Here is a 26,802-nt window from a genome sequence, read left to right on the forward strand (position 1 = left end):
TCTATAAAATTACAGTTCCTGAAGTTTGCGGTTAAGTTCCTGTGCCTTATCTGTTGCGCCTTTTTTGTTATAGATATCTATCAGCAACTGTACAGTTTTCTTATCGTTTGGATTAATTTCGTTGGCACGTTGTAAAGCAAATTGTGCACGGTTAATTAGACCTTTATATTTTTCGGTTTTGTCCGCATCGCTTTTGCGCAAAGTTTCGTTCGCCGTATTGATATAAGCTAAACTCAATTGGTACAAGGCATCGAAATAATTCTGGTCTGTGGTTAAAGCTTTATCGTAAGCTAAAATTGCTGTAGCATTATTTCCACCAACCTGTTGCAGGTAACCATATAGAAAATAAAGCAGTTTATTTCCTTTTTCTACTTTTAAATTATTTTCGATCAATCCCTGTGCTTTACTATAATTTTCTGTGTCAAGCAAAAGATTGATGTAATCGTTCGTTAAAAAACGGTTAAATGGATTTAAAACCAATCCATCTTCTAAAGTTTTGATGGCGGTTTCGTTTTCTGATTTCACTACGTACATCTGAGCCATTTTCTGAAAAACAGATGGATTTTTAATTCCATTTTCTTTTGCACGTTTAAAATAAGTTAAAGATTCATCGTAAGATTGAATATTTAATGCACAAATCGCGGTATTTAACGCCAGAGTAGTATCGGCAGGAAAATTATCTGAAACTTCTTTCAGGTCGGCAAAAGCCTCTTTAAATTCGTTGTTAAAATAAGCTTCATTACCCTTATCCTGCTTTTTGATTAAAATGTTGTGATCAGACGCTTTAATAAGTCCCGCATTATCATTGTAACGGTCTAATGCTTTTGCTTTGGCAACCGCCTCTACTGCGCTGTCGTAAAATTTATTTGCATTGTTCGGGTCGGTATCAATCAGTGATGCAAATGAGGTAAGGTAGGATTTTATAGACCAGGTTTCTGTCCAGTTTTTGGTTTTATTATCTTTTTCAGCAGATTCTATCGATTTTAAGCCTTCTGTAATGATGCTTAACTGCTTTTTCTCATCTTCTTTGTTGGCTATAGATGCCTGAAGTTTGCCGACTGAATTTCTGGCAATGAGGATCTGACTTTTTTGGGCTACAGCATTAAAAGAGACGAAAATTAAAGCGGTTAAAGATATTTTAAGGCAATTCTGCATAATGTATTGATGTGATAAAACCGTAATAAACCATAAAAATAAACATAAAAAAAAGAGCCCCGAAATTTCAAGGCTCTTTTTTTAAATCGTATCAGAATTATTGTTTAGGTAATGCATCTAAACGTTTCTTGACATCTTCGTAATTTTTAGTGTCATTTCTAAAAGCATAGATCGTTTTCAATGTTTCTAATGCACCCTGGTTTTTAGCATCAACTTCTAAAGCTTTTTTGTAAAATGGAAGTGATTTATCTAACAAAGCATTCATTTTACCGGTTACTTCGTTAAATTCTTTCACTTTTTTAGGATCGATTTTATTTCTGTCAGCCTGTAATTTTAAAGCCTGGCTGAAATAGATATTACCTAATAAAACCTGATAGCTAGGGTTATTTGGCTCTTTTGCAGCTAAAGCAACCAACATTTGCTCCGATTTTGCTGCATCACCCCTATCAATATAGATCTGGGTTTCAGTTTTAATCCAGTCGGTATTTTCAGGGAATTTTGCAGTTGCTTCTTTAATAACGGCCAAAGCAGCTGTAGTATCTTTCTGCTTGCTTAAAACAGCATTGATAATTTCAGAATATAAATCTTTAGATTGTGGTGAGTTTAAAGAGATTACTTTTTTAAACTGGGTAATCATACCTGGATAATCTTCAATATTTCTTGCTGCAATACCCGCATTTAAATACATCGCAGTATCTTGTGGGTTAATTACCGTAGCAGCAACAAATTTTTCGTAAGCTGTTTTGTAATCTTTTTTGTTGTAAGCGATTACACCAGCGTTTCTAACGGCATTGCTTACATTCGTTTCAGCTGAACTGATGTTGTCTTTTTCAGCACCTTTAGTATCCAGTTTTTTTGCTTCAGCAATAGCTTCTTGTGCAATTTTCAAATTTGCATCAGCGTTTGCAGTACTGGTTGAATCTAAAATCGCTGAAGAAGAAGCAAATAGCGCACGGTAAGACCATGCTTCAGGCATTACTTTAGATTTTTCATCCGCAATGGCTTTATCAGTATGGGCCAAGCCTTTAGCTAACGCTTCAAGTTTTTTTGCCAATGGAGTTGTAGCGCTTGAAGAAGTTAACTGGAATAAACCCCAGTCATTTTTTGCCGCGGTTACTTCACTTTTCTGAGCAAAAGCAGCGCTTACCGCACCTGCTAGAAATATACTTAGAAATACTCTTTTCATAATTTTTATTCTAATCTTAATTTAGTTAATTTTCTTTTTCCGTTTCGTTATCTGATTCGCCTTCTTCTTCAGTATCATCAGCTTCCGGAGTAGTATCGGCTTCTATTTCTTCACCGTCTGTAACTATAACATCTGTTAAATCTACTGTTTCTTCTTCGTCTTCTTCGTGGTCAATTTTAGTAACCGATGCAATCTCGTCATCACCTTTTAACGATATTAAACGAACCCCTTGTGTTGCACGTCCCATTACCCTTAATGCTGATACCGGAATTCTGATTACAATGCCTGAACGGTTAATGATCATCAAATCTTCGCTATCAGTAACGTCTTTTATAGAAACTAATTGCCCGGTTTTTTCAGTAACATTAATTGTTTTTACACCTTTACCGCCACGGTTGGTTACACGGTAATCTTCAATATCAGTACGTTTACCGTAACCTTTTTCTGATACTACTAACACCGTAACTTCAGGATTGTTTACAGCAATCATGCCAACAACTTCATCCTGATCGTGCGCAAGTCTTACACCACGAACACCTGTAGCTGTTCTACCCATCGGACGAACGGTTTTTTCATTGAAACGGATGGCTCTTCCTGAGCGTAAAGCCATTACAATTTCGCTTTCACCGTTGGTTAAACAAGCTTCTAATAAGATATCGCCATCGTTAATATTAATGGCATTGATACCATTTACACGTGGACGTGAATATGCTTCGAGAGAAGTTTTCTTAATGGTACCTTTTTTAGTACACATGATGATGAAATTGTTCTCTAAGTATTCCTGATCTTTAAGGTTTTTAACTTTGATATACGCCTTAATTTTCTCTTCTTTCGGGATATTGATGATGTTTTGTATCGCTCTTCCTTTACTGGTTCTCGAACCTTCCGGAATTTCGTACACCCTCAACCAGAAACACCTTCCGGCTTCGGTAAAGAATAACATGTAATTGTGGTTGGTAGCTACCAGCATATGCTCAATAAAATCTTCATTTCTTGAGTTACTGCCTTTAGATCCTTTTCCGCCCCTTCCCTGTGCTTTAAATTCGCTTGCTGGCGTACGTTTAACATAACCCTCGTGAGAAATGGTGATCACAACTTCTTCATCGTCGATGAAATCTTCCATACTCATGTCTTCGGCTGAGTGAACGATTGTAGTTCTGCGTTCATCGCCAAATTTCTGTTTCACTTCTTCCAGTTCATCCTTGATAATCTGCATACGCAAACCTTCATCTGCTAAAATAGATTTCAAGTAATCGATGGTTTTCATTAATTCAGCATATTCTTCTTTAATCTTATCACGCTCTAGTCCTGTTAAACGACGCAATGTCATATCCAGGATCGCACGTGCCTGAAGGTCACTCAGCCCGAATTTTTCCATTAAGCCTAAACGGGCTTCCTCCGGCGTTTCTGATGCACGGATTAATTTAATTACTTCATCTAAATGATCTAAAGCAATTAAATAACCTTCTAAAATGTGTGCACGTTTTTCAGCCTCGGCCAATTCGTATTTGGTACGGCGAACAATTACATCATGACGGTGATCCACAAAATGAACAATCAAATCTTTAAGATTCAACATCTGTGGACGGCCTTTTACCAATGCAATGTTATTTACACTGAAAGAGGTTTGTAAAGCTGTATACTTATATAGGTTGTTTAAAACGATAGAAGCATTTGCATCACGTTTAATTTCGTAAACGATGCGGATACCATCTTTGTTCGATTCGTCTTTGATGTTCGATATACCTTCCAGTTTTTTCTCGCCAACCAATTCAGCAGTACGCTCAATCATTTGTGCTTTATTTACCTGGTACGGAATTTCGGTAACAATGATTACTTCACGGTCTTTAATGTTTTCGATTTCGGCTTTTGCACGCATTACAATACGTCCACGGCCAGTTTCAAATGCTTCTTTTACACCCGTATAACCATAAATAATACCACCTGTAGGGAAATCGGGAGCTTTTACAAACTTCATTAATTCCTCTATCGTGATATCTCTATTGTCGATATAATTTATAACACCGTCAATTGCTTCAGTTAAGTTGTGTGGCGCCATGTTGGTGGCCATACCTACCGCAATACCGGAAGAACCGTTAACTAAAAGATTAGGTATTTTTGCAGGTAAAACCGTTGGCTCCTGCTCTGTATCATCAAAGTTTAATTGAAAATCTACTGTATCTTTATTGATATCTGCAACCATTTCTTCAGCAAGTTTGCTAAAACGTGCCTCAGTATAACGCATTGCAGCCGGAGAGTCACCATCAATGTGACCAAAGTTACCCTGACCATCTACCATTGGATAACGTAAACTCCAATCCTGAGCCATACGAACCATGGTAAAATATACAGATGCATCACCGTGTGGGTGATACTTACCTAAAACCTCCCCCACAATACGGGCAGATTTTTTATACGGTTTTCCGCTGGTTACACCTAAACCCAACATGCCGTAGAGCACACGGCGGTGTACTGGTTTCAATCCATCGCGTACATCAGGCAAAGCCCTTGATACGATAACCGACATTGAATAATCAATGTAGGCCGATTTCATCTGCTCTTCTATGTTAATTTGAATGATTTTGTCGTTCTGCTGATTTTCTAAATCTTCTGCCATAAATTATTATTCTCGTTACTTAAAACGATATTAAAAAAGGGTATTACTATAACCTTGCGAATTTAACAAAATTATGCCGAATTAAGGCATTGTGGAAAATTTTTGACCTTTGTTATAGGTTTTTCACTCCCGATGTAATTTTAAGTTATTGAAGGCTAGTTTATGAGTTTTTGATTTAGACCTGTTTAGCTTTTTGAAAACTGCGAGGTTTGTCAGATTGGGTTGATATTTTTTTTTGGAAATGTAGGGTACCGTGTAGGTGGCGGTCTGCAGCCCTGCTACCGCTCCAAGTCCTCCCCGATGAAACCTGTGAAACAAGCAAGCACTCAATAAAAGACAACATAGACGGTGCTTAAATCGGGATGCGGGCTTTTCGCTATATCAGGTTTATAAACAGGGGTTCTGTATTTATGATCCTATTTTAAACCTATCAGCTTTTTTAAAACCTGATAGGTTTGTAAAAGTAAAATTTACATTCTTAGGTAATTCTGATACTTTTGCTTTTCAACCTTTTATAAGATGGCAAACGAGAAAAAATCTGCAATGAGTTTTATTATGGTAACCCTCCTGATCGATTTTACAGGTTTTGGGATCATTATTCCGGTTTTACCTAAACTTATACAGGATTTTACCGGTGGCGGTTTTGGGTTGGCAGCAGAATATGGGGGCTGGCTTACGCTTGCTTATGCATCAGTACAATTCATTTTTTCGCCGATTATTGGCGCTTTAAGCGATCGGTACGGACGAAGGCCAGTATTATTAAGTTCTTTGTTCGGCTTAGGTATTGATTATATTTTTTTAGCCTTCGCCCCTTCCATTACCTGGTTATTTGTTGGAAGGATTATCGCTGGGATTACCGGAGCGAGTTTTACTACTGCACAGGCCTATATTGCTGATGTTTCGTCGCCTGAGAAAAGAGCGCAGAATTTCGGTCTGGTTGGTGCTGCTTTTGGTGTAGGTTTTATTTTAGGTCCGGTTTTAGGTGGTGCATTCAGTCATTTTGGTACCCGTGTTCCTTTTATGGTTGCTGCAGGTTTATCTTTGATTAACTGGCTTTATGGCTATTTTATATTACCTGAGTCATTACCAGTTGAAAAACGCAGGGCTTTCGAATGGAAAAGAGCAAACCCAATAGGCTCACTGGTTAGTATCGGTAAATACCCTGCCTTACTGGGGCTGATGATTACTTTATTCTTATTGTACTTCGCAAGTCACTCGGTTCAATCGAACTGGACGTTTTATACCATGGAAAAATTCGACTGGGATGCCGCATGGGTGGGTTACTCATTGGGTTTTGTGGGCTTGGTGATTGGAATTGTACAGGGAGGTTTAATCAGGGTAATTTTGCCGAAAATTGGAGAAAAGAAAGCGGTTTATTTTGGCCTGATTTTATATGTAATCGGCTTTATAGCCTTTGCTTTTGCGTCAAAAGGCTGGATGATGTTTGCCTTTATGCTCCCTTACGGTTTGGCCGGAATCGGCGGGCCAGCGATGCAGGGTTTAATCTCTAATCAGATCCCATCCAATGCCCAAGGTGAAATGCAAGGTGTTTTAACGGGTTTACAGAGTTTGGCGGCCATATTTGCACCGTGGGTGATGACGCATATTTTTGCTTATTTTATAGAAGGCAAAGCACCCGTTTATTTTCCGGGTGCACCGTTTATATTGAGTGCTGTGTTAACGTTAATTGGGTTGTTTATTTGTTTAAGAAGTTTGAAGAAATATCATTAATGAGTTCCCCGCAGATTTGAGAAGATAAAAAACGCAGATTATACAGGTTTGGCAGCTAAAAGGTCCACGCTAACATTTATAAAAATCCTCTTAAATCTGCGCACCTTTTCTGCGGAATTTGCGGGAAACAAATCACTATAAACAGTTCATTCGCTAAATTAGCGAATTGCTGCACTCCCCTTTTTGGAGCATAATAAGAATACCGTATATTGAGTGCCGTGTTAACGTTAATTGGGTTGTTTATTTGTTTAAGGAGTTTGAAGAAATATCATTAATGAATTCCCCGCAGATTTGAGAAGATAAAAAACGCAGATCATACAGATTTGGCAGCTAAAAGCTCCACATTACATTTATAAAAATCCTCTTAAATCTGCGCACCTTTTCTGCGGAATTTGCGGGGAACAAATCACTATAACAGTTCATTCTCTAAATTAGCAGAAGGCAAAGCAACTGTTTATTTTCCAGGAGCACCGTTTATATTGAGTGCCATGTCAACGTTGATTGGTTTGTTTATAGCGCTTAGGTCGTTAAGAAAATACCATTAAGCTAAGCATTCAATACCCTGTATTCGTTATAAGCCATAACCATATTGTAAACCAAAAGAATTATCCCCTGGATATTTACCAGCTTATCAATATCTAATTTAAGGATTGTAGCAGCTAAAAAAATGACCAGGATTGATCCTGCCGATATAAAAAAGGAAAGCTTAAATGAGCGATAAAGCATTGATAATCTGAAAAGGGTTTTTCTTTTAAAAAGTACCGGATCTTTAATCAGTTGAATGAGATTTCCGAATACAAAAAACAAAATTAAAAAGATTGCAATTCCTGATAGCGTCCCTTGGTTCAGGTTTGGAATAACCAGATAACCTTTATAAATAAAATAAGCAACTATAACAATACAAAAAAACGCTTTCAATAACTGCCAGTTCTTATTTACTAAAAGCCATTTCATCCATTCAAAATCAGCTTCAGAGGCTTTCTGTTCGAGCTTTGATCTTGTTTCAGGTGAAAAAGATATAAAAGGATTTATCAATCCAATGATCACAATCAGCATTGTACTTACAAACTGAAAAACACCATCAGCTATCAGGATTTTGATTCTTTGTGCATTTAAAATTCCTGGTGTGAAACATGAAATTAAAATCAATACAATGATAACTAAATGAAAAACCAGAGGACTAAAATTCTCAATTTTATTAGTTCCGTTGTTTGGGTTATCCATTACAGTTAATTTACCAGAATCCTTATCCAGATATTTATTCATTACCCGAATTACAATAATGATGAAGAACAAAGAGAACATGGAACCCAATAGAATAGAATTTTAATGGTGTAGAAATATAAATTTTGTATTCAGAATAAACTAAAGTAAGGCATTTGCCAAATTGGCCAACTCACTCCTTTCGCCTTTTTGCAAGGTTATATGGGCATAAAGGGGATGATTTTTCGCGTTTTCAATTAAATAAGACAGGCCATTACTTTCTGAATCAAGGTAAGGGGTATCAATCTGGTAAATATCGCCCGTAAAAACAATTTTAGTGTGCTCCCCTGCCCTCGAAATGATCGTTTTAACTTCATGTGGTGTAAGATTCTGCGCTTCATCAATGATAAAGAAGATTTTGGTCAGTGTTCTGCCTCTTATAAATGCCAAAGGGGCTATGGCTATTTTCTCGGTCGTAATCAGCTCATCAATCTTTTCCGACATTTTATCATCGCCAGTAAACTGTTCTTTAATAAAACGCAGGTTATCCCATATCGGCGCCATAAAAGGATCTGTTTTTGATTTTGCATCGCCTGGAAGGAAGCCGATATCTTTATTGCTCAAGGAAACGATCGGCCGGGTAACATAAATCTGTCTGAAATTTTTACGCTGTTCTAAAGCGCTGGCCAGCGCCAACAAGGTTTTTCCGGTTCCGGCATTACCCTGAATACTTACCAGCTTGATTTCGGGATCTAAAAGGGCATGAATGGCAAATGCCTGTTCTATATTTTTGGGTTTGATCTTAAAAATGGCATCAGTAGAAACGGTCGAGATGGTTTTTAAACTGTTATTGTAAAATATGTTAGCGGTTTTTCTTTTGTTTTTTAGAATATAAAAGTGATTGGCATTTTTAGGCGGTAATCCTAAATCAGTTGCATCTATAAAAGTATGTTTTTTTACCTCTTCTATCACTTCGACAGGGAAATCAACCAGTTCTGTTTTGCCCGCATAAAGCTCATCTACATTTTTAATTTTACCCGTTTCATAATCTTCCGCATTTAAATCGAGTGCTTTTGCTTTTAACCTCAGGCAAATGTCTTTCGATACCAGGATTACTTTTTTATCAGGATGCTCCTCTTTTAAGCTTAATGCAGCATTTAAAATTTTATGGTCTGTTTTGCCTTTTCCATAAATGTTCTCTGCATCTACAATTAAAGGTTTCTCGTTCAGTACTACCCTAAATTTACCGGAATCCGGACTTTTTAGCGAAATCCAGTCGCTGATCAGTTTTTGTTTTGAAGTTTCATCTATCAGACGGATAAAACTTCTGGCCTCGAAGTTCCGGGTATCATTACCGCTTTTGAAATTATCAAGCTCTTCTAAAACCTGAATGGGAATGGCCACATCATGCTCATGGAAGTTATTTATCGCATCATGATCGTATAAAATAACCGAGGTATCTAAAACGAATATTTTTTTTGATGGATGGGAGATTGATTTACCTTTTTTGGCCATTTGGTAAATTTAATATTTTAGGGATAATTAGCAGAAGAATTGGCTATTCTTTTTTGGTCTTAATATGGGTGCCTGTTCGAATTAATTCTATCAATTTTATTGCTTCGTTTTCATCCCAGATCAAAAGTAAATCTGGCTTGATATGGCATTCCCAATAACCGCTAAAATTTCCAGTTAATTTATGGGCGAAATGTTTTCTACTTAATCCTAAATGTCCCTCTTCGGTTAGTATTGTTACAACGTCTTGCAGCAGGGCAAAATCCTTTAATGATCTTTTCTTAAGTAGTTTTAAATCTTTAAGAAATTTGTTGGAGGCAACAATTTGATACATTATTTAATACTTGCAAATAAATCGCTTGCTGTAGCGAATTTTACACCTTTCCACTCTTTAACTTCTGTCATTGCTTTAATGGTTTCCTCGTTGGGAACATGATTTTTATTGCAATCTTCTAAGTTAGGATCTAAAGCTTTTAAAGTAACCCCAAGTTCCTTTAAAAGCGCTTTAACTAAATTAGCTTTTTTAGAAGGTATATGTATTACAAAGCTTTCCATGGTAATGTATTTATATACAAATATACATTTTTTTAATATTTAAGAGTGGAGCAAATTTTTAGGCAAAATAAAAACGGGGACCTTCTTCTTTCGATTCTTTCCCCGTTTTAACTTTAAAAACAACCATAGCTGTATTTTAAAGCATCTAATTCTTGTTACTTTGATTTTTCCGTTATCATTAGGTTTTGCAACTTTTGCGATCCGTGAAAATTTATTTCCAACTCTTCCGTCCGTAAACTTCTCGGTTTTCCATAAGCTCTGTTTGGGCCTGTTCGATTTTCTCATTCTCCAACCTTGCGGTGGTCATGTATATCCTTACTCGGTTTAACCCTTTCTGAAATTAATCGTTTTCCCTGTAAACTATCCGAAACAATTCTCCTTTCGGTTCTTTATCTCTTTTGGATTGTTTTGTCAGAATTCAAAGTACTTCGTATTTGATATGATCTAATTTAGTACGAAAACACACTTTTGTCAAGAGAAAAGTAAACGTTTTTATAAACAAAGTTATCCACTTAAAAATACTGTTTATCAACATGTTAGTTTTTAAAAATCTTCGTTTTCACAACAAAATTACTGCATCTTATAAGGTTATTAACAATAATAACAATTGAACTTATAAACATAGCTTATCAATTTATCAATCAGACAGTTATTATTTTTCTGCTTAAAAATGAAAAAAAGAAAAAAAACTTAATTTTAATCACAACAAAAAACTTCGCTATTATGTTATGTTTGTAACATGCAGATCAGGCAACCCATTAGAAATATACAAGACTTTTTATTGAGTACGTATTTTGCCGACGGTCTCCGTATTACTATTGGCGTGCTGCTCCCCTCTTTAATTCTGGCCCAGTTTGGCATGTTAAAGTACGGGATGACCTTATCGCTTGGGGCATTGTGTGTAAGTGTGGTAGATAGTCCGGGGCCAATGGTCCACCGGAGAAATGCCATGCTGATTACCACAGCACTCATATTTACCTTTTCCATCATAACCGGGTTAACCAACAAAAACCATTATTTTATCGGTTTTTTATTGGCTGTATCGAGTTTTGTATTTTCGATGTTTTACATCTATGGGGTTAGGGCTGCATCAGTTGGTACTGCAGTTTTGTTGATTATGGTATTGAGCATTGATGATATTCGTCCATGGCAAGAAGTATTATTATACGCTTTTATGGTTCTGGCTGGTGGACTTTGGTATACTGGTTTAAGCTATTTTGTGTATAGATTACGTCCTTTCCGTTTGGTACAGCAATCGTTAAGTGATTCTATTTTAGAGGTTGCAGATTTTCTGCGCGAAAAAGCTAAGTTTTATCATCAGAACAACAATTACGATAAAACCTATTCGGATTTATTACAGCTCCAGGTTTCAGTTCATGAAAAACAAGATGCCGTAAGAGAATTACTATTTAGAACTCGCGAAATTGTAAGAGATTCTACTCCTGAGGGCAGATTTTTATTATTGGTATTTGTAGATATGGTTGATCTGTTTGAGCAGGTAATGTCTACCTATTATAATTATGAGCAGTTGCACGATCAGTTTGATAAAGCAGGCATATTATCAGATTATGAAATGGCCATTAAGCGGATTTCGTATGCCCTTGATGATATTTCATTTGCACTAAAAAGTGGTGGGACACCTGTTGTTTCCAAACGTTTACTGATTGAGATTGAAAGGTTAAAGATCAAAATTAACGATCTGGAAAAGAATAATCAGAATCAGGAGTACAATACTTTGGGTATTATTGCCTTAAAGAATATTGAAGTGAATATTGAGAATATTCTATCGAGGGTTAAAACTATTTTCAGCTATTTTAAAATCAGAAACAGCAAAGATATTCGGCAGGCTGATGTAGATACAGAGAAATTTATCACCAGACAAAAATTCGATTTTAAACTATTTTCAGAGAATTTAACCTACACTTCCTCTACTTTCAGGCATTCGCTACGGGTTACCGTGGTGATGTTGTTGGGTTTTATAGTGGCTCAGATCCTCAACTTCTCGCATAGTTACTGGATTCTGCTCACCATCCTGGTAATTTCGAAACCGGGTTTTAGTTTAACCAAAGAACGTAACTATCAACGTTTAATCGGCACCACAGTTGGGGCCTTTATTGGTATGGCCGTAATAACTTACATTCACGATCGAAACACTTTATTCGTGATTCTGTTAATCTGCATGATTGGCTGTTATAGTTTCCAAAGGAAAAATTATGTAGTGAGTGTCCTATTTATGACACCCTATATCTTAATCCTCTTTGATTTCCTGGGTATGGGATCAATAGCGCTGGCCCGTGAAAGGATTTACGATACTTTTATAGGCTCCGGCATTGCGTTATTGGCCAGTTATTCTTTATTCCCAACCTGGGAGTATGAAAAGCTCAAAGAGGCTATGATCAACATCTTAAGAGCAAATAAGGCTTATTATGAACAGGTAATTAAGTTGTATTTTGAGAAAAATTATAACAGAACGGAATATAAACTGGCACGGAAAGAAGTGTATGTAAGCACGGCAAACTTGGCTTCCCTGTTTCAAAGAATGTTTTCTGAACCCAAAAGCAAACAGTTGTTCATAAAAGAGGTGCATCAGTTTACAGCTTTAAGTCATTTATTGTCTTCTTATGTTGCCACACTTTCGCTCTACAATAAGGAGCATCAATTTATCTTCGAAAGTTTCGATAACCTAAAACCTCTTGCCAATAACACCAATTATTTATTGGATACATCAATTGATAATTTGGAGCAGGGAACCAATACCATTGATAATGTACCCTTAATCAGGTTAAACGACAATGGTTTGGGAATAAAAAAAGGTGAAGATTTAATTCCGGAGCAATTCGATCTGATCCAGAAGGTTGCTTACGACATCTACAAACTATCGGTAAAAATAAAACTTTAGTTAAAAAAACTTCTTGCTAAGTGGTCACCTAGGCACCTGCTAAAATGGAAAGCTGCAAAACAAATTATTTAAGATCTTAACAACATTTCTGATAGCCGCCCGAATCGGCTTACATTAAATTTTATATATCCTCCGGCGGTATGATTAGGCAATCTTTGCGGCTACTAAAAACAAAGACAAGTATAATTTGTTAAACTTAATCAATTAAGAAATTATTATGGAAAAGCTATATACAGCTGAAGTTACAGCTACTGGAGGAAGAGACGGACACATTAAATCAAGTGATGGAATTTTAGATTTAGAGCTAAGAAAACCAAAAGAACTTGGAGGGCAAGGAGGTGCTACAAACCCCGAAGAGCTTTTTGCTGCTGCCTGGGGGCCGTGTTATCTTGGAGCGTTAGGCTCAGTTGCGGAACGTGAAGGTGTTGATATTAGCGAAGCAAATGTGAAAGTATTGGTTTCTTTTAATAAAGACGGAAACTCTTTTGTACTTTCTGCTGATCTGGATGTTCATATTCCAGGGATTTCTCATGAGGAAGCACAAGTTCTGGCTGATAAGGCACATCGGGCCTGTCCATATTCGAAAGCAACTAAAGGAAATATTGAAGTAAGGGTTACTGCAGTCTAGTAAAACACATCTTACTGAGTTGTGAGGTCAGATGTTACCATCTGACTTTAAAACAGGAGTTAACTTAATGTCAGTTAGTAATATCTGACACCACTATTTATGAAAAATAGCAACAAAAAAGTCCCGGTTTTAGTCGGGACTTTTTTTTTTGGATTATATTTTCTAGCTAAACAGCTTCTTGTTCAATCCTTGTATTTGCAGGTCTGCCATTTTTAAAGGCATCACGGGTTTTCAAACCTAATAGTTCAAACATAGCCATATCATCTACAAAAGCAGGATTTGGTGTAGTTAATAATTTATCGCCTGCAAAAATAGAACTTGCACCGGCCATAAAGCAGAAAGCCTGTTCCAGCGTACTCATTTCATTTCTACCAGCTGATAAGCGCACTACCGAATTTGGCATTACGATCCGTGCAGTAGCAATCATCCTTACCATATCCCAGATTGGAACACGCGGTTGATTTTCCAAAGGCGTTCCTTTTACCGGAACTAAAGCATTAACCGGAACCGATTCAGGATGTTTTTCCATATTCGATAAAGTCTGCAACATTGAGACACGGTCTTCTACAGTTTCACCTAAACCGATAATACCACCACTACATACCGTTAATTTAGCTTTACGCACGTTTTTAATGGTATTTAAACGGTCATCGTAAGTTCTGGTTGAGATGATGCGTTTATAATCATCTTCCGAAGTATCGATATTATGGTTATAAGCATATAAACCGGCATCTGCTAATCGCTGCGCCTGGTTTTCAGTAAGCATACCCAAGGTACAGCAAACTTCCATATCCATATCATTAACCGCTTTAACCATTTCAATTACGCGGTCGAAATCGCGGTTATCGCGCACTTCGCGCCAGGCAGCACCCATACACAAACGTGATGCGCCACCTTCTTTAGCTTTAACAGCAGCACTAACTACCTGTCCAACCTGCATTAAAGGTTGTACTTCTAACTCGGTGTGGTAACGGGCAGCTTGTGGGCAATATGAACAATCTTCGGCACAACCTCCGGTTTTGATCGAGATTAATGAACTTACCTGAACTTCATTGTAATCTTTATTCTCTCTGTGGATAGTTGCAGCTTCGTAAACCAGATCTAAAAATGGCCTGTTATAAATGTCGTATATTTCTTCTTTTGTCCAATCGTGTCTTGTTGTTTGCATGTGGATCAGATTTTACAGATTTAATTTTATTCGTCTTAGTTAATTAGCAGGCAGCCAATTCAGTCTTTCGGATAAAGATACCGAACTCCTAAAATCAAGCAAATCCCGATTATAGTAAAAGTTTGCTGGCCAATCCTAAAATTAATAGGAAGCCAAAAACATCGGTAAAAGTAGTAATAATTATAGATGATGCAATGGCAGGATCGATACCTACACGTTTTAAAATAAGTGGAATACCTGCACCAGTGATACCCGCAATAACCAAATTACCCGTCATAGCCAGGAAGATAACCAAACCGAGCATTGGGTTCCCATCAAAAAAGAACGCAAAAATAAATACAATTATTCCGTTTGATGCCCCATTGATCAAGCCTACGGTAAACTCTTTTAAAACGGTTCTATAAGCTTGCTTATCTGTTAAATCATATAGCGAAATACGCCTTACAGTTACAGCAAGCGCTTGGGTGGCTGCATTTCCGCCCATCCCGGCAATAATGGTCATGTAAGCTGCTAAGGAAGGGATTAATTTAATGGTGGGATCGAAATATCGCACTACTGATGAAGCTAAAAAAGCCGTGCCCAAGTTGATGATTAACCATGGTAGACGCGATTTTACCGCTTCTACCCAGTTACCACTTAATTCCTCATCTTCCGATACCCCTGAAATTTTCAAGATATCTTCTGTACTTTCCGCTTCCATTACATCGATCACGTCATCGAAAGTTACCCTTCCCAATAATTTCTGATGATCATCTATTACCGGGATACTGGTTAAATTATATTGAGAAATGAGGTTGGCTACTTCTTCCTGGTCGGTATCGGGATGCACGTAAACGGCATCTATTTTAACCAGTTCAGTTATTTTGGCATTATGTTTTGCCTTTATAATATCTTTTAACGAAACAATGCCTTTAAAAATCTCCTCGTCATCTACCACATAAATGGTGTAAAACTCCTCCATTTCTTCGCTCTGGCGGATAATCTCTTCAATTGCATCTTTTTTAGTGAGGTTGATGTTTACACAGATCAGTTCTGTGTTCATCAAACCACCAGCGGTTTTTTCGTCGTAAGTTAAAAGGTTCCTGATTTCTGAAGCATGATCTTCGGTAAGATCTTCCAGAATTTCTTTCTGCTCGTGGTCTTCCAGTTGCGAAATAATGTCCGTTGCATCATCATAATCCAGCTCCTCAACAATTTCGGTACGTTTATCGGGGTGAAGCTCAAAGAGTAAATCCTCCGGATGGGATTCTTCATCCATTTCCGAAATAATTTCGGAAGCGATTTCTGCCGGAAGTAGGTTAATAATATGCCGTTGTTCGGATTTATCCAAACGTTCGAACAAAATCGCGATTTCTGAGGCATGATATTCCTCTAAAACTATTTTTAAAGTTTCATCACCGGCTAAAATTGCATTTTTAACCTTGAGTACGTCGCTTTTATCTATTTCGAATGACTGCATCTATAACCTAACCAAAACGCCCTAAAGCTACAAATATTAAAAATTTATTTTTCACAATAAGTGACTTTTAATATTAGTCATTTGATGTAAAATCCTGATTATTTCCACTAAGCCATCCTTTCCCAACTTATAGAATATTAGGTGAGATTTAACCGCCGAACATCTGTATCCCATTAATATATGATCCATTACTTTTCCATGTTCAAAATGATTTGATATATATTCACACTCACTAAGTAATAAACTGTAATATCTATCTACCTGATCTTTAGACCAATTCTTAAATGTATATAACCAAATATCTTCAAGATCTATCTGTGCAGGCTTACTAATATGGTAGGTAACCATTATAAATGCTTGCGGTGTAACTCTTGCAAGTGTTTAACGGGGTCGAAATCTTTTACAAACCCACCTTCCTCACCAACTTTTAAAGCTTCACGCAACAATTCGATCTGCTTTTCTTCTTCTTCTAAAAGTCTTAAGCTTGTTCTAATCACCTCGCTTGCAGAATTAAATTTACCAGAAGCAATTTTTTCGTTGATAAAATTATCGAAATGATCGCCTAGCAGGATTGATGTATTTCGTCCCATAATTATATTATTTAATTAAATATACCAATAATTGGTATTATTTAACAAATTTTATTTAAACCAACCTTTACGCCAAAAATAAATTACCTGCAAAACTGCAATCACCGCCATCACAATCCAGGTGTATAAATAACCGTGTGCCGCATATAGTTCAGGCATATTATCTTTCAGTATTTTTCCTGTTGCAGGATCTTCCCTGCTGAAATTCATTCCATATATCCCTGCAATAAAGGTTAATGGAATAAATATGGACGAAATAATGGTCAATACCTTCATAATTTCGTTCATCCGGTTACTGATGATCGATAAATTCATATCAATATTGGCAGAAGCAATCTCCTTTAAGGATTCAATAAAATCAATGATCTGGATGCAATGGTCGTAAGCATCTTTCATATAGGTCTTAGTCAGATCGGATATCAAAGGACTGTCCGTACGGATAATATCGTTCAATTTATCTCTTTCCGGCCAGGTTACTTTCCTAATTGTGATCAAAGATCTTTTTATGGCCTGTGTATCGTACATGATCCTTTTATCAGGATGATCATATAAGCGGTCTTCAATTGCATCTAATTCTTCACCCCAAAAATTTAAAAGGCTAAAATAATTATCTACAATCACATCCATAATTGCGTACATTAAGTAGCTGCTGCCACCAATGCGGATATTGCCCTTCCCTATTTCCAAACGTTTCCTTACCGGTTCAAAACAATCTGCATAAGTTTCCTGGAAGGTAATCAATGTCCGTTCCGATAAAATAAAGGAAATCTGATCATTGCAGAGCACATTATCCTCACCTAAATATAAATGCCTGCTTACTGAAAAAATATACTTATCATTATCATATTCATCCAGTTTAGGCCGCTGATAAGAACTCGTAATATCTTCAAGCACGAGCCTGCTAATGTCTAATTTATCGTAGAGGGTTTCAAATATATCGGGATCAGCCAAACCTTTGATATCGAACCAGTAATAAAAATCTTTGTTCTCGATCAGTTTATCGATGTTATTAATGTTTTCCAGTTCGGTTTTCTTATAACTCTTATCATTATAAGTGTGCAATACAATGCGTGGCTTTAATGCATCTTCATCGATGGCGTACAAACCCGGACTGGTGCCAGGCGCTGGAACTTTATAGTGTTTATGACGGTTACGTGGCTTGCTTTTTCCCATATGTTACAAATATAGCCGGGCTTGGGGGCCCTGGTTAAATAACAGATCAACAATGCTTAAGTTGGGTAAAAATTGATGTTTATCTTCAAAAACCTGATAATAGGACTTATTGTTTACAATATCTTCCTGTTTTTTAGGGTTCATGATCGAACGGAAATCCAATTCTGGTTTAATGTCATCAAAATATTCGCCCGTTACCCCAAAGCTCTTATTCAATTTTAGCTTTTTGTTCAGCCACTCTAAAAGTTCGAAGTTATAATCGAACAAAAATTCAAATTTGTTGGTATAAAAACGCGAGAGTTCATCTTCGTAAAACTCGAAATAAGCAGAACTCCGGTAACAGCTTTCTAAACTCAACCAATGCAAACGTTGCCAATTAAAATCGTAACTGATCCGTACATCTTTCATTTTCGTATGTGTTTTAGCACCTTTAACCACTGGAACGGTAATATCAAGTTTGCCATTGGGCGAATAAATACTGGCCCTGTTACGGTAAGTCTGCTTGGCTAAATGTTCATGTTTTTCAATTAAAAAATCCTCTCCCAGTTTTTGCAATAAACTAAAATAACCTACTGGCGGAAGATAAAATAATGGAAGTATAGCTGTATTCTGCATTTGAAAATTTATGTTTGTAGCTGAAACGTTTTAAAAATAATGATTAAAAGAGGGATTGCGCATGTTGGCGTATTTTTTTTGTACCTGTTATCGCTGCTCCCCCTGCCTTTGTTGTTTTTTTTTGCAAGATTACTATATTATCTGCTTTATTACGTAATAGGCTATCGAAAAAAAGTTGTCAGACAAAATTTAACCCATTCTTTTCCCGAAAAATCTGCTGCTGAAATAAAGGTCATAGAGAAAAAGTTTTTCTTGTACCTGGCCGAACTTATTTTTGAAATCATCAAAATGACCAGTATTTCGAAAACCGAAACCTTAAAAAGGGTAAAATTTACCGGATTGGAACAATTGGAAGTTCATTTTAAAAGAGGTGAAAGTGTACTGGCCTGTACAGGGCACTATGGCAATTGGGAATTAGGTACTTTAGCACTTGGATTGAGCATATCGGCCAAAACCATGGTCATTTTTAAACCCATCAAAAATAAAATTTTCGAAACCTGGTTTGATTGTATGCGCACCAAGTATGGCAATGTTTTCATTGCTATGCGACAAACGCTACGTGGCATGGCCGCTTATAAAAATGAACCTACGCTTTTGTGTTTTGCAAGTGATCAATCTCCCACCAGAGAAGAAACCAAATATTTTGCAGATTTTTTAAATCAGCCTACTGCTGCACTTTTAGGTGTAGAAAAAATTGCAAAATCGACCAAAAGACCGATATATTACTTTAAGGTAAGTGTGGTTAAAAAAGGTTATTACCATGTAGAAGTGTTGCCCATGTGCCTCGAACCTGAAAAAATGGAAGAATTTGAGATTACTGACCTGCACTTTAAATTTTTAGAGAACATTATAAAAGAACAGCCTCAATACTGGCTCTGGAGCCATAAGCGCTGGAAATTTAAACCCGAATAAAAAGAATGAAGCCATCAGTAGCCGTTGTAATTTTAAACTGGAATGGAAAAGCATATTTAAAGCAATTTTTACCCGGAATTTTGCTTTCTGAGTATGATAACCTGCAAATTGTTGTAGGCGATAACGCTTCAACAGATGATTCAGTTTCATTTTTACAAGAAAACTTCCCAACTGTTAAAATTATCCAAAACGATCAAAACTGTGGATTTGCAGGAGGCTATAATAAGGTTTTAGAACGTGTAGAAGCCGATTACTTTATTTTGCTCAACTCGGATGTAGAAGTTGTTCCAAACTGGATCAAACCTATCATCAGCCTAATGGAAAGTGATGCTCAGATTGCAGCAGCACAGCCCAAAATTAAATGGCAACTAAATAAAAAACAGTTCGAATACGCAGGCGCTGCCGGAGGTTACCTGGATATTTATGCCTTTCCTTTCTGTCGCGGAAGACTTTTTAATGTTTATGAGTTTGATAACGGTCAATATGATGAACAAAAAGAAGTTTTTTGGGCCAGTGGAGCAGCCTTTTTTATCAAAAGTAAATGCTGGAGAGAAGCCGGTGGATTGGATGCCGATCTTTTCGCCCACATGGAGGAAATAGACCTGTGCTGGCGCTTAAAAAACCTGGACTACAAAATTATGTATTGTCCGGATGCTGAAGTGTACCATGTTGGTGGCGGAACTTTACAGACAGAAAATCCATTTAAAACTTACCTCAATTTCAGGAATAACCTCATTATCATGCAGAAAAACCTTCCTGCAGGTGATGCCATTTTCAGGATTACTATTCGCATGTTTATTGATTTTATTGCCTGGTGGCATTTTCTGCTAACGGGGAAACCTAAATTTACAATGGCAGTGACCAAAGGCCATTGGCATTTTCTTAAGTCTTTATCAAAAACCAATAAAAAACGTAAAGCCGTTCAAAAAGAATACACGAAACATACGGGGGTGTACAATAACAGTGTTGTATGGGCATTTTTTATTAAGAAAGTTAAATATTTTTCAAAATTAACTTAAAACAGATTCGTCATTCTAAACTCCATTGAATTTTTAAAGCATATTGCATTAAGATTCCTACCCGCGCGAAAATGACGATTTAAATTTGAGTGCCATCTGATGTTACCATCTGACAGTTTAATATCAGAATAGATTAAACCAATAAACTTTCGATCGCCAGCCGGTATCCTTTCATTCCAAATCCTGTTAAAACACCCTGACAGTTTTTCCCCGTCAACGAAACATGGCGGTATTCTTCGCGTGCATAGATATTTGAAATATGTACCTCAACAACAGGCGTTTTAATGGCAGCTATAGCATCTGCAATGGCTACAGAAGTATGCGTATAACCACCAGCATTAAGCACTACCCCATCATAACTGAAACCTACTTCATGTAGTTTATTAATAATTTCGCCCTCCACATTACTTTGGTAGTATTCAATTTCGATCTCCGGATAAACTGATTTTAATTCTTTAATGTAATCTTCAATACTGGTATTTCCGTAGATAGATGGCTCACGAACGCCCAATAGATTTAAGTTTGGGCCATTAATAATTTGTATTTTCATAATATAATGTTGTAACGTTGCAATGTTATAAAAAATCTCAAATAAAAGCATGCTTTGGTCATCATATATTAAAGGATTTAAGTCATACCTGAAGTTAGAGCGGTCGCTATCTGGCAATTCTATAGCAGCTTACCTCAATGATATTGATAAGTTGATCCAGTATTTCCAATCTTTAAATGAAGAACCCAAATTAAGCGACATTACCATAATCAACCTAAAATCTTTCATTTCATGGTTAAATGAGCTTGGCATGCTTGCAAGTACACAGGCAAGGGTAATATCAGGACTAAAAGCTTTTTTCTCTTATCTAATGCTCGAAGATATAATCAGTAATGATCCTACTGCATTATTGGAAGCGCCCAAACTGAGCCGAAAATTACCCGACACGCTTAATATCCACGAAATTAATGAGCTGATCGCTGCAATAGATGCTTCAAAACCCGAAGGGATGCGGAACAAAGCCATCATGGAAGTATTATATGGCTGTGGCTTACGTGTTACCGAACTAACAGAACTTAGAATTTCCAGTCTTTTTCCGCAGATCGAATTTATTAAAGTAATTGGAAAGGGAAATAAAGAGCGTTTGGTACCCATTGGAGGTGTAGCCTTAAAACTGCTCGATATTTACATTAATGAAGTCAGGGTACATGCAAATATTAAAAAAGGACATGAAGATTTTATCTTTTTAAACCGTTTTGGCGCTAAGCTTTCACGGATTTCTATTTTTAACCTGATTAAAAGCCTGGCAATTTCTACTGGATTAAAGAAAACAATCAGTCCACATACGTTAAGGCATTCATTCGCGACACATTTAATTGAAGGTGGTGCTGATTTGCGTGCGGTACAGGAAATGCTGGGCCATTCGAGCATTACCACTACAGAAATTTATACGCACATTGATAGAGATTATTTGAGAGAGGTAATTACGCAGTTTCATCCGAGGTCTTAGGTGTTGATGGTTTTTAGATCATGGTGATGGCTAAGCTGTCTACCCAAATGAGTAATTTTCGGTGTATCCATGGCATTTTTTTTAACCACAAAGGCACAAAGTTTGCCGAAATGGTTTTTCCCTGCGCTATATCTCCTGACTTTCGGACACCTGACTCAATAACATTTTCCTCACCATTAAGAAGTTAAGGACATTAAGCATTCATCGATAAGTCCCATAGTGGTAGAAATTGATAATTGAAGTTGATTATTGGTTTCGATTCCATCATCCATTTTCCATTACACCTCTTCCATCAAAACCCCTGCTTTCACCATCCTATCCTTCCCTTGCATATCCTTCCTTAACTCAATATTATTAAAGCCTTTACCAGATAACATTTCTACTGTTTCTTTACCTAAATATTCATTAATTTCAAAGAAAAGTTGTCCATTAAGTTTTAGATTGGTTTTTGCAAAATCAGCGATTGCTTTATAAAAAATTAAAGGGTTTTCGTCGCTTACAAATAAAGCTAGATGTGGTTCATATACTAATACGTTGTTATGCATCTCTATTTTTTCTAAATTTCTGATATACGGCGGATTACTTACGATAACATCAAATTTTTCTTCAGATTGAAATGTTAAAATATCTGCTGTAATAAAATTGATTTCAACACCAATTTGCCGGGCATTCTGTTTTGCAACTTCGATAGCATCAGCAGATACATCCAATGTGGTTACCTGAATTTTTGGTAAGTGTTTTTTAAGGGTTATTGGTATACAACCAGATCCAGTTCCAATATCAAGCATACTTAGCTTTTTTGGTGACTCAAAACTGTTAACTGAAAACTGAGTATTGCAAACTGAAATGATCCAATCTACCAATTCTTCTGTTTCAGGCCTTGGAATAAGCACCTGTTCGTTAACCTTAAAAACAGAACCGTAAAAATGTGCTTCCTCCAGAATATGCTGAATGGGTTTTCCTATCTGCAGGTCGTTAAGGATACTCAATAGTTTTTGCATATTGATAAAGCTGATGTCGATATCCTTTTGCATGATCAGTTTACCTGAAGATAGCGCTAAAACCTTCTCGGCTGCAATAGTAAATAATGCTTTTGCTTCATTACGATCATATAAAGCGCCAAGTTCCAGTTCATAATGTTCGGCTAATTCTCTTACCTTCATACATACAAAATTACTTAATTGAGATGATAACAGCGCTCTTTTGATAAGAGCCATGACTCTTTTTTTACTACTTTTGCGCTAATGAGCGATGAATTTTATATAAGACGTTGTCTTGACCTGGCGGCCTTAGCTTTGGGGAACGTTAGTCCGAACCCAATGGTTGGTTGTGTGATTGTTGTAGACGGCAAAATTATTGGAGAAGGATATCATCAGGAATATGGAAAATCGCACGCAGAACCCAATGCCGTTAAAGCTGTATTTGATAAATACGGGGATCAGGCTGAAAATTTATTAGAACAAGCTACTGCTTACGTTAACCTGGAGCCCTGTGCACATTTTGGTAAAACGCCTCCATGTGCAGATTTATTGGTAAAACACCAGCTAAAGAAGGTGGTTATTGGCAATAGAGACCCTTTTTCAGGGGTTGATGGTAAAGGTATCGAAAAACTAAAAAATGCTGGAATTGAAGTAGTAAGTGGAATTCTGGACGATGATTGCCGTTATTTCAACAGAAGGTTTTTTACCAGGATCGAAAAACAAAGGCCATATATCATTTTAAAATGGGCAGAAACTGCGAATGGTTATTTCGCGACGAAAGATGGTCACCAGAAGTGGATCAGCGGAGCTTTAGCCAAACGTTTGGCACACCAATGGCGTAGCGAAGAAGATGCAATCCTGATTGGCAAACAGACTGCGATTATGGATAACCCACAGTTAACTTCCCGTGAGTGGCCCGGTAAAAACCCCATACGTCTCGTCATCGATAAAAACCTTCAGGTGCCACTAAGCAATCATATCTTTAATGCAGCGGCCAAAACCATTATCTTTAATGAGGTTAAAACAGATGTTGTTGACAATATCCATTATATCCAGATGGAAGACATGCACTTTTATTTAGCACAAAAAATCGCTTTTCAACTTTACCTGATGGATATACAATCTGTAATTATTGAAGGGGGCGCCAATATTTTAAATCAATTTTTAAATACTAACCTATGGGATGAAGCACGTATTTTTACTTCATCTACCAGCTGGAGTGATGGGGTTTCTTCTCCAAACATTAATGGAAGTCTCCAGGAAACCATACAAATTGAAAATGACAAACTCTCTATCTATCTAAACGACATCAAATAAATGATCTACATTATTTTAAGCATTTGCTGTAGTGTTACCGTAGCTGTATTATTAAAGCTGGCAAAACGGTACCAAATCAGTATTATTCAAGCCGTTACCATTAATTATCTTGCTGCACTAAGCTTATGTTTTCTTTTTTTTAAACCCGATGTCAAACTGATCACCTCTACCGCACCATGGCCTATTTATGTTGCACTGGCTATTTTATTGCCGTCGATATTTTTATTCCTTGCTGCATCAGTAAAGAATCTTGGCATTGTTAAAACCGACATTGCACAACGCTTGTCGCTATTTATTCCGATACTGGCGGCTTATTTTATTTTTAAAGAAGATTTTAATAATCTTAAAATTATTGGCCTTTTGATAGGTTTCGTTGCTATTTTCTTAACTTTTTTACGAAAATCCGATCAGGAAAAAGGCAGCAAAGGAAGCCTGCTTTTCCCTATTATGGTTTTTGTCGGTTTTGGCGTAATCGATGTCCTTTTTAAACAAATTGCATTATATAAAGAACTGCCTTATACAACTTCGCTTTTCACCATTTTCTTCCTTTCATTCGTCGTATCGCTGCTCATTGTGATCACCATGGTTATTTCGGGAAAAATAAAATTACAATTGGTTAATGTTGTTTGTGGACTGATTTTGGGCTTTTTTAACTTTGGCAACATTCTTTTTTACATGAAGGCTCATAAGGCATTGGCTGAAAATCCATCTACCGTTTTTGCAGCCATGAATTTAGGGGTAATTATTGCAGGTACCTTAATTGGCATAATTGCTTTTAAAGAAAAATTAACTAAACTGAATTATGTAGGGATAGTTTTGGCTATCGCTGCTGTTATCTTTATAACATTATCGCAAAATGCTGTTCGATGATACCTATAAAACCATCGAAAGTGCCTCAGAAGGTATATTTCGTGATAAAGGCAGCAAATTTATTGCTTATGCCTATCCAATCCGCAGTGAAGAAGAAGTAAAGCCAATCATTATGAACCTGCGTGCTACTAATGCAAAGGCCAATCATTTTTGTTATGCTTACCGTTTAACGCCAGATCGGTCTGTTTATAGAACGAATGATGATGGAGAACCTTCTGGTACCGCCGGCAGGCCAATCCTTAATTGTTTATTATCAGAAGATATTACCAATGTATTAATTGTAGTCGTACGGTATTTTGGTGGCACCTTACTAGGAGTTCCGGGTTTAATTAACGCATACAAAAATGCTAGTATAGAAGCCATTAAAGCTTCAAAAATTATTGCGAAAACGGTTAATGATGTGTATGAAGCTCATTTCGAATACCTACAGATGAATGATGTAATGAAGTTGAGCAAAGAGGAAAATTTACAGATTTTAGCGCAACAGTTTGATACCAATTGTATCTTGAAATTTGAGGTAAGAAAGGCTCAACTCAATCAGGTTTTGAGTAAATTTGATAAAATTGAAGGTGTTAAACTAAAATATCTACACACAATTTAATAGCCACAAACATTAGTTCTGCGTTGATCAGCGAAATCTGCAAGAACAAAAAAAATGTATAAAGGAACTAGAAATAATTAGTAACCACAGATAAAAGGGATCAGCACAGATAAATCTGTTTCCATGAGCGAGATCTGCGGGCAAAACCAAACCAAACATGAAAATATCCGAAAGCGACTTAATCATTAATCCTGATGGCAGCATCTACCACTTAAATCTTCTGCCCGGAGATATTGCAGATACCGTAATTACCGTTGGCGACCCAGACCGTGTTGGCGAAGTGAGTAAATATTTCGACCAGATAGAATTTAAAAAAGGAAAGCGGGAATTTATTACCCACACCGGTTATATAGGTAAAAAAAGGGTAACTGTACTTTCAACAGGTATCGGTACAGATAACATTGATATCGTTTTTAATGAACTGGATGCACTGGTAAACGTCGATTTCGAAACCCGCGAGGTAAAAAAAGAATTGACCTCACTGAATATTATCCGTGTAGGCACATCAGGAGCCGTTCAGCCAGATATCCCCATGGGAACCATTTTAGCCTCCTCCCATGGTTTGGGTATGGATGCTTTAATGAATTATTACCTGCAGCAACTATCTGGCGATGAGCAACTTTTAATGGATGACATCAAGATACATTTTGGTCATTTAAAAAATATCAACCCCTACTTAACAGCTGCGGATGAAGGTCTGTTAAATACCATTGGCAAAGATATGGTTCATGGCATCACCATTACTGCTCCGGGTTTTTACGCTCCACAAGGCAGGATAGTAAGGGCAAAAAATGCAGTTCCCAATTTCATCGGACTTATTAATAGTTTCCAGAGCAACCAGTATCGCATTACCAATTTAGAAATGGAAACAGCAGGGATTTACGCTTTAGCAAAAGTTTTGGGGCATAAAGCACTTTCTGTAAATGCTATTTTGGCCAGTCGCGTGAAATTCGAATTCAGTAATGAGCCTGATAAAATTGTAGAACAGGCCATTAAAACGGTGTTGGAAAGGATTTAATTAAGGCTGATCAATCAACCAGTATAACCTCAAGTGCACTAAGAAGTCTCAGGTGGTTAAAATAAACCATTAATAACCTATAAAGCACTAAAATT

General features: G+C 36.9%; 25 protein-coding genes. 10 read left to right on the forward strand and 15 right to left on the reverse strand.

What is annotated here, in order from left to right; translation table 11 throughout:
* Nucleotides 1–9: 9 nt before the first annotated feature.
* The 3 genes from IM793_RS09295 to gyrA form a co-directional block, all read right to left on the reverse strand.
* Nucleotides 10–1,155, reverse strand: a complete 1,146-nt coding sequence (locus IM793_RS09295; RefSeq protein ID WP_193420716.1) for a lipopolysaccharide assembly protein LapB — start codon at nt 1,153–1,155, stop codon at nt 10–12.
* A gap of 97 nt (nt 1,156–1,252) precedes the next feature.
* Nucleotides 1,253–2,341: a tetratricopeptide repeat protein gene (locus IM793_RS09300; protein ID WP_193420717.1), complete on the reverse strand. Its 1,089-nt coding sequence runs from the start codon at nt 2,339–2,341 to the stop codon at nt 1,253–1,255.
* 25 nt (nt 2,342–2,366) lie between these two features.
* Nucleotides 2,367–4,958 carry a DNA gyrase subunit A gene (gyrA, locus tag IM793_RS09305; protein ID WP_193420718.1) on the reverse strand — a complete coding sequence of 864 codons (2,592 nt, stop codon included), beginning with the start codon at nt 4,956–4,958 and terminating at the stop codon, nt 2,367–2,369.
* Nucleotides 4,959–5,477: 519 nt separating this feature from the next.
* Between gyrA and IM793_RS09310 the strand changes: the two genes are divergently transcribed.
* Nucleotides 5,478–6,689 (forward strand): TCR/Tet family MFS transporter, encoded by a 1,212-nt coding sequence (locus IM793_RS09310; protein ID WP_193420719.1) that lies wholly within the window; start codon nt 5,478–5,480, stop codon nt 6,687–6,689.
* 546 nt (nt 6,690–7,235) lie between these two features.
* Here the strand turns inward: IM793_RS09310 and IM793_RS09315 are convergent.
* From IM793_RS09315 to IM793_RS09330, 4 genes are all read right to left on the reverse strand, one after another.
* Nucleotides 7,236–7,955 carry a hypothetical protein gene (locus IM793_RS09315; protein ID WP_193420720.1) on the reverse strand — a complete coding sequence of 240 codons (720 nt, stop codon included), beginning with the start codon at nt 7,953–7,955 and terminating at the stop codon, nt 7,236–7,238.
* A 99-nt stretch (nt 7,956–8,054) separates the two neighbouring features.
* On the reverse strand, nt 8,055–9,407 hold the full coding sequence (locus IM793_RS09320) for a PhoH family protein (protein ID WP_193420721.1): 1,353 nt from the start codon (nt 9,405–9,407) through the stop codon (nt 8,055–8,057).
* Between the two features lie 43 nt (nt 9,408–9,450).
* On the reverse strand, nt 9,451–9,738 hold the full coding sequence (locus IM793_RS09325) for a type II toxin-antitoxin system YafQ family toxin (RefSeq protein ID WP_227256196.1): 288 nt from the start codon (nt 9,736–9,738) through the stop codon (nt 9,451–9,453).
* The gene (locus IM793_RS09330) at nt 9,738–9,959 is read right to left on the reverse strand and encodes a hypothetical protein (RefSeq protein ID WP_193420722.1); all 222 of its coding nucleotides are present in this window, start codon (nt 9,957–9,959) and stop codon (nt 9,738–9,740) included. Before IM793_RS09330 ends, IM793_RS09325 begins: the two co-directional genes overlap by 1 nt.
* A gap of 739 nt (nt 9,960–10,698) precedes the next feature.
* On the opposite strand from IM793_RS09330, the gene IM793_RS09335 reads away from it, so the two are divergent.
* The gene (locus tag IM793_RS09335) at nt 10,699–12,858 is read left to right on the forward strand and encodes an FUSC family membrane protein (RefSeq protein ID WP_193420723.1); all 2,160 of its coding nucleotides are present in this window, start codon (nt 10,699–10,701) and stop codon (nt 12,856–12,858) included.
* 217 nt (nt 12,859–13,075) lie between these two features.
* Complete coding sequence (locus tag IM793_RS09340; RefSeq protein WP_193420724.1) at nt 13,076–13,486, forward strand: organic hydroperoxide resistance protein; 411 nt, start codon at nt 13,076–13,078, stop codon at nt 13,484–13,486.
* 166 nt (nt 13,487–13,652) lie between these two features.
* Here the strand turns inward: IM793_RS09340 and bioB are convergent, their stop codons facing one another.
* The 6 genes from bioB to IM793_RS09370 all read right to left on the reverse strand — a co-directional run bounded on the left by bioB (nt 13,653) and on the right by IM793_RS09370 (nt 18,491).
* Nucleotides 13,653–14,654 (reverse strand): biotin synthase BioB, encoded by a 1,002-nt coding sequence (bioB, locus tag IM793_RS09345; protein WP_193420725.1) that lies wholly within the window; start codon nt 14,652–14,654, stop codon nt 13,653–13,655.
* A gap of 109 nt (nt 14,655–14,763) precedes the next feature.
* Nucleotides 14,764–16,113: a magnesium transporter gene (mgtE, locus tag IM793_RS09350; protein ID WP_193420726.1), complete on the reverse strand. Its 1,350-nt coding sequence runs from the start codon at nt 16,111–16,113 to the stop codon at nt 14,764–14,766.
* 51 nt (nt 16,114–16,164) lie between these two features.
* Nucleotides 16,165–16,461 (reverse strand): type II toxin-antitoxin system RelE/ParE family toxin, encoded by a 297-nt coding sequence (locus tag IM793_RS25110; RefSeq protein ID WP_193420727.1) that lies wholly within the window; start codon nt 16,459–16,461, stop codon nt 16,165–16,167.
* Nucleotides 16,461–16,703 carry a type II toxin-antitoxin system ParD family antitoxin gene (locus IM793_RS09360; RefSeq protein ID WP_193420728.1) on the reverse strand — a complete coding sequence of 81 codons (243 nt, stop codon included), beginning with the start codon at nt 16,701–16,703 and terminating at the stop codon, nt 16,461–16,463. Before IM793_RS09360 ends, IM793_RS25110 begins: the two co-directional genes overlap by 1 nt.
* A gap of 51 nt (nt 16,704–16,754) precedes the next feature.
* A complete protein-coding gene (gene corA, locus IM793_RS09365; protein ID WP_193420729.1) occupies nt 16,755–17,876 on the reverse strand; it encodes a magnesium/cobalt transporter CorA in 1,122 nt (373 codons plus the stop codon).
* Between the two features lie 3 nt (nt 17,877–17,879).
* Nucleotides 17,880–18,491, reverse strand: coding sequence for a WbqC family protein (locus IM793_RS09370; RefSeq protein WP_193420730.1), 612 nt, complete (start codon nt 18,489–18,491; stop codon nt 17,880–17,882).
* 39 nt (nt 18,492–18,530) lie between these two features.
* Here IM793_RS09370 and IM793_RS09375 point away from each other — a divergent pair, with 39 nt between their 5' ends.
* Together IM793_RS09375 and IM793_RS09380 are read left to right on the forward strand one after the other, a co-directional pair.
* Nucleotides 18,531–19,403: a lysophospholipid acyltransferase family protein gene (locus tag IM793_RS09375; RefSeq protein ID WP_193420731.1), complete on the forward strand. Its 873-nt coding sequence runs from the start codon at nt 18,531–18,533 to the stop codon at nt 19,401–19,403.
* Between the two features lie 5 nt (nt 19,404–19,408).
* Complete coding sequence (locus IM793_RS09380; RefSeq protein WP_193420732.1) at nt 19,409–20,422, forward strand: glycosyltransferase family 2 protein; 1,014 nt, start codon at nt 19,409–19,411, stop codon at nt 20,420–20,422.
* Between the two features lie 133 nt (nt 20,423–20,555).
* On the opposite strand, the gene aroQ is transcribed toward IM793_RS09380, so the two are convergent.
* Nucleotides 20,556–20,972, reverse strand: coding sequence for a type II 3-dehydroquinate dehydratase (aroQ, locus tag IM793_RS09385; RefSeq protein WP_025144771.1), 417 nt, complete (start codon nt 20,970–20,972; stop codon nt 20,556–20,558).
* 49 nt (nt 20,973–21,021) lie between these two features.
* Between aroQ and xerD the strand changes: the two genes are divergently transcribed.
* Nucleotides 21,022–21,921 (forward strand): site-specific tyrosine recombinase XerD, encoded by a 900-nt coding sequence (xerD, locus tag IM793_RS09390; protein WP_193420733.1) that lies wholly within the window; start codon nt 21,022–21,024, stop codon nt 21,919–21,921.
* Nucleotides 21,922–22,199: 278 nt separating this feature from the next.
* Here xerD and prmC read toward each other — a convergent pair whose 3' ends face one another.
* A complete protein-coding gene (gene prmC / locus IM793_RS09395) occupies nt 22,200–23,084 on the reverse strand; it encodes a peptide chain release factor N(5)-glutamine methyltransferase (protein WP_193420734.1) in 885 nt (294 codons plus the stop codon).
* A gap of 81 nt (nt 23,085–23,165) precedes the next feature.
* On the opposite strand from prmC, the gene ribD reads away from it, so the two are divergent.
* The 4 genes from ribD (at nt 23,166) to IM793_RS09415 (ending at nt 26,707) form a co-directional block, all read left to right on the forward strand.
* A complete protein-coding gene (gene ribD, locus IM793_RS09400) occupies nt 23,166–24,218 on the forward strand; it encodes a bifunctional diaminohydroxyphosphoribosylaminopyrimidine deaminase/5-amino-6-(5-phosphoribosylamino)uracil reductase RibD (RefSeq protein WP_193420735.1) in 1,053 nt (350 codons plus the stop codon).
* A complete protein-coding gene (locus IM793_RS09405) occupies nt 24,219–25,088 on the forward strand; it encodes a DMT family transporter (protein ID WP_193420736.1) in 870 nt (289 codons plus the stop codon).
* Nucleotides 25,075–25,689 (forward strand): YigZ family protein, encoded by a 615-nt coding sequence (locus IM793_RS09410; protein ID WP_193420737.1) that lies wholly within the window; start codon nt 25,075–25,077, stop codon nt 25,687–25,689. Before IM793_RS09405 ends, IM793_RS09410 begins: the two co-directional genes overlap by 14 nt.
* Nucleotides 25,690–25,846: 157 nt before the next feature.
* Nucleotides 25,847–26,707: a nucleoside phosphorylase gene (locus IM793_RS09415; RefSeq protein WP_193420738.1), complete on the forward strand. Its 861-nt coding sequence runs from the start codon at nt 25,847–25,849 to the stop codon at nt 26,705–26,707.
* Nucleotides 26,708–26,802 lie beyond the last annotated feature (95 nt).

This window comes from Pedobacter sp. MR2016-19, assembly GCF_014947265.1.
Classification (GTDB): Bacteria; Bacteroidota; Bacteroidia; order Sphingobacteriales; family Sphingobacteriaceae; genus Pedobacter.

Excerpts from the sequence above, each read along its gene's own strand:
- prmC (WP_193420734.1), bottom strand. The coding sequence starts at position 23,084 with ATGAAGGTAAGAGAATTAGCCGAACATTATGAACTGGAACTTGGCGCT.
- IM793_RS09330 (WP_193420722.1), bottom strand. The coding sequence starts at position 9,959 with ATGGAAAGCTTTGTAATACATATACCTTCTAAAAAAGCTAATTTAGTT.
- IM793_RS09370 (WP_193420730.1), bottom strand. The coding sequence starts at position 18,491 with ATGCAGAATACAGCTATACTTCCATTATTTTATCTTCCGCCAGTAGGT.
- IM793_RS09380 (WP_193420732.1), top strand. The coding sequence starts at position 19,409 with ATGAAGCCATCAGTAGCCGTTGTAATTTTAAACTGGAATGGAAAAGCA.
- IM793_RS09320 (WP_193420721.1), bottom strand. The coding sequence starts at position 9,407 with ATGGCCAAAAAAGGTAAATCAATCTCCCATCCATCAAAAAAAATATTC.
- xerD (WP_193420733.1), top strand. The coding sequence starts at position 21,022 with ATGCTTTGGTCATCATATATTAAAGGATTTAAGTCATACCTGAAGTTA.
- IM793_RS09405 (WP_193420736.1), top strand. The coding sequence starts at position 24,219 with ATGATCTACATTATTTTAAGCATTTGCTGTAGTGTTACCGTAGCTGTA.
- IM793_RS09310 (WP_193420719.1), top strand. The coding sequence starts at position 5,478 with ATGGCAAACGAGAAAAAATCTGCAATGAGTTTTATTATGGTAACCCTC.
- IM793_RS09300 (WP_193420717.1), bottom strand. The coding sequence starts at position 2,341 with ATGAAAAGAGTATTTCTAAGTATATTTCTAGCAGGTGCGGTAAGCGCT.
- mgtE (WP_193420726.1), bottom strand. The coding sequence starts at position 16,113 with ATGCAGTCATTCGAAATAGATAAAAGCGACGTACTCAAGGTTAAAAAT.
- IM793_RS09360 (WP_193420728.1), bottom strand. The coding sequence starts at position 16,703 with ATGGGACGAAATACATCAATCCTGCTAGGCGATCATTTCGATAATTTT.
- IM793_RS09415 (WP_193420738.1), top strand. The coding sequence starts at position 25,847 with ATGAAAATATCCGAAAGCGACTTAATCATTAATCCTGATGGCAGCATC.
- aroQ (WP_025144771.1), bottom strand. The coding sequence starts at position 20,972 with ATGAAAATACAAATTATTAATGGCCCAAACTTAAATCTATTGGGCGTT.
- IM793_RS09335 (WP_193420723.1), top strand. The coding sequence starts at position 10,699 with ATGCAGATCAGGCAACCCATTAGAAATATACAAGACTTTTTATTGAGT.
- corA (WP_193420729.1), bottom strand. The coding sequence starts at position 17,876 with ATGGGAAAAAGCAAGCCACGTAACCGTCATAAACACTATAAAGTTCCA.
- gyrA (WP_193420718.1), bottom strand. The coding sequence starts at position 4,958 with ATGGCAGAAGATTTAGAAAATCAGCAGAACGACAAAATCATTCAAATT.
- IM793_RS09375 (WP_193420731.1), top strand. The coding sequence starts at position 18,531 with ATGATTAAAAGAGGGATTGCGCATGTTGGCGTATTTTTTTTGTACCTG.
- ribD (WP_193420735.1), top strand. The coding sequence starts at position 23,166 with ATGAGCGATGAATTTTATATAAGACGTTGTCTTGACCTGGCGGCCTTA.
- IM793_RS09340 (WP_193420724.1), top strand. The coding sequence starts at position 13,076 with ATGGAAAAGCTATATACAGCTGAAGTTACAGCTACTGGAGGAAGAGAC.
- IM793_RS09315 (WP_193420720.1), bottom strand. The coding sequence starts at position 7,955 with ATGAATAAATATCTGGATAAGGATTCTGGTAAATTAACTGTAATGGAT.
- IM793_RS09410 (WP_193420737.1), top strand. The coding sequence starts at position 25,075 with ATGCTGTTCGATGATACCTATAAAACCATCGAAAGTGCCTCAGAAGGT.
- IM793_RS25110 (WP_193420727.1), bottom strand. The coding sequence starts at position 16,461 with ATGGTTACCTACCATATTAGTAAGCCTGCACAGATAGATCTTGAAGAT.
- IM793_RS09295 (WP_193420716.1), bottom strand. The coding sequence starts at position 1,155 with ATGCAGAATTGCCTTAAAATATCTTTAACCGCTTTAATTTTCGTCTCT.
- bioB (WP_193420725.1), bottom strand. The coding sequence starts at position 14,654 with ATGCAAACAACAAGACACGATTGGACAAAAGAAGAAATATACGACATT.
- IM793_RS09325 (WP_227256196.1), bottom strand. The coding sequence starts at position 9,738 with ATGTATCAAATTGTTGCCTCCAACAAATTTCTTAAAGATTTAAAACTA.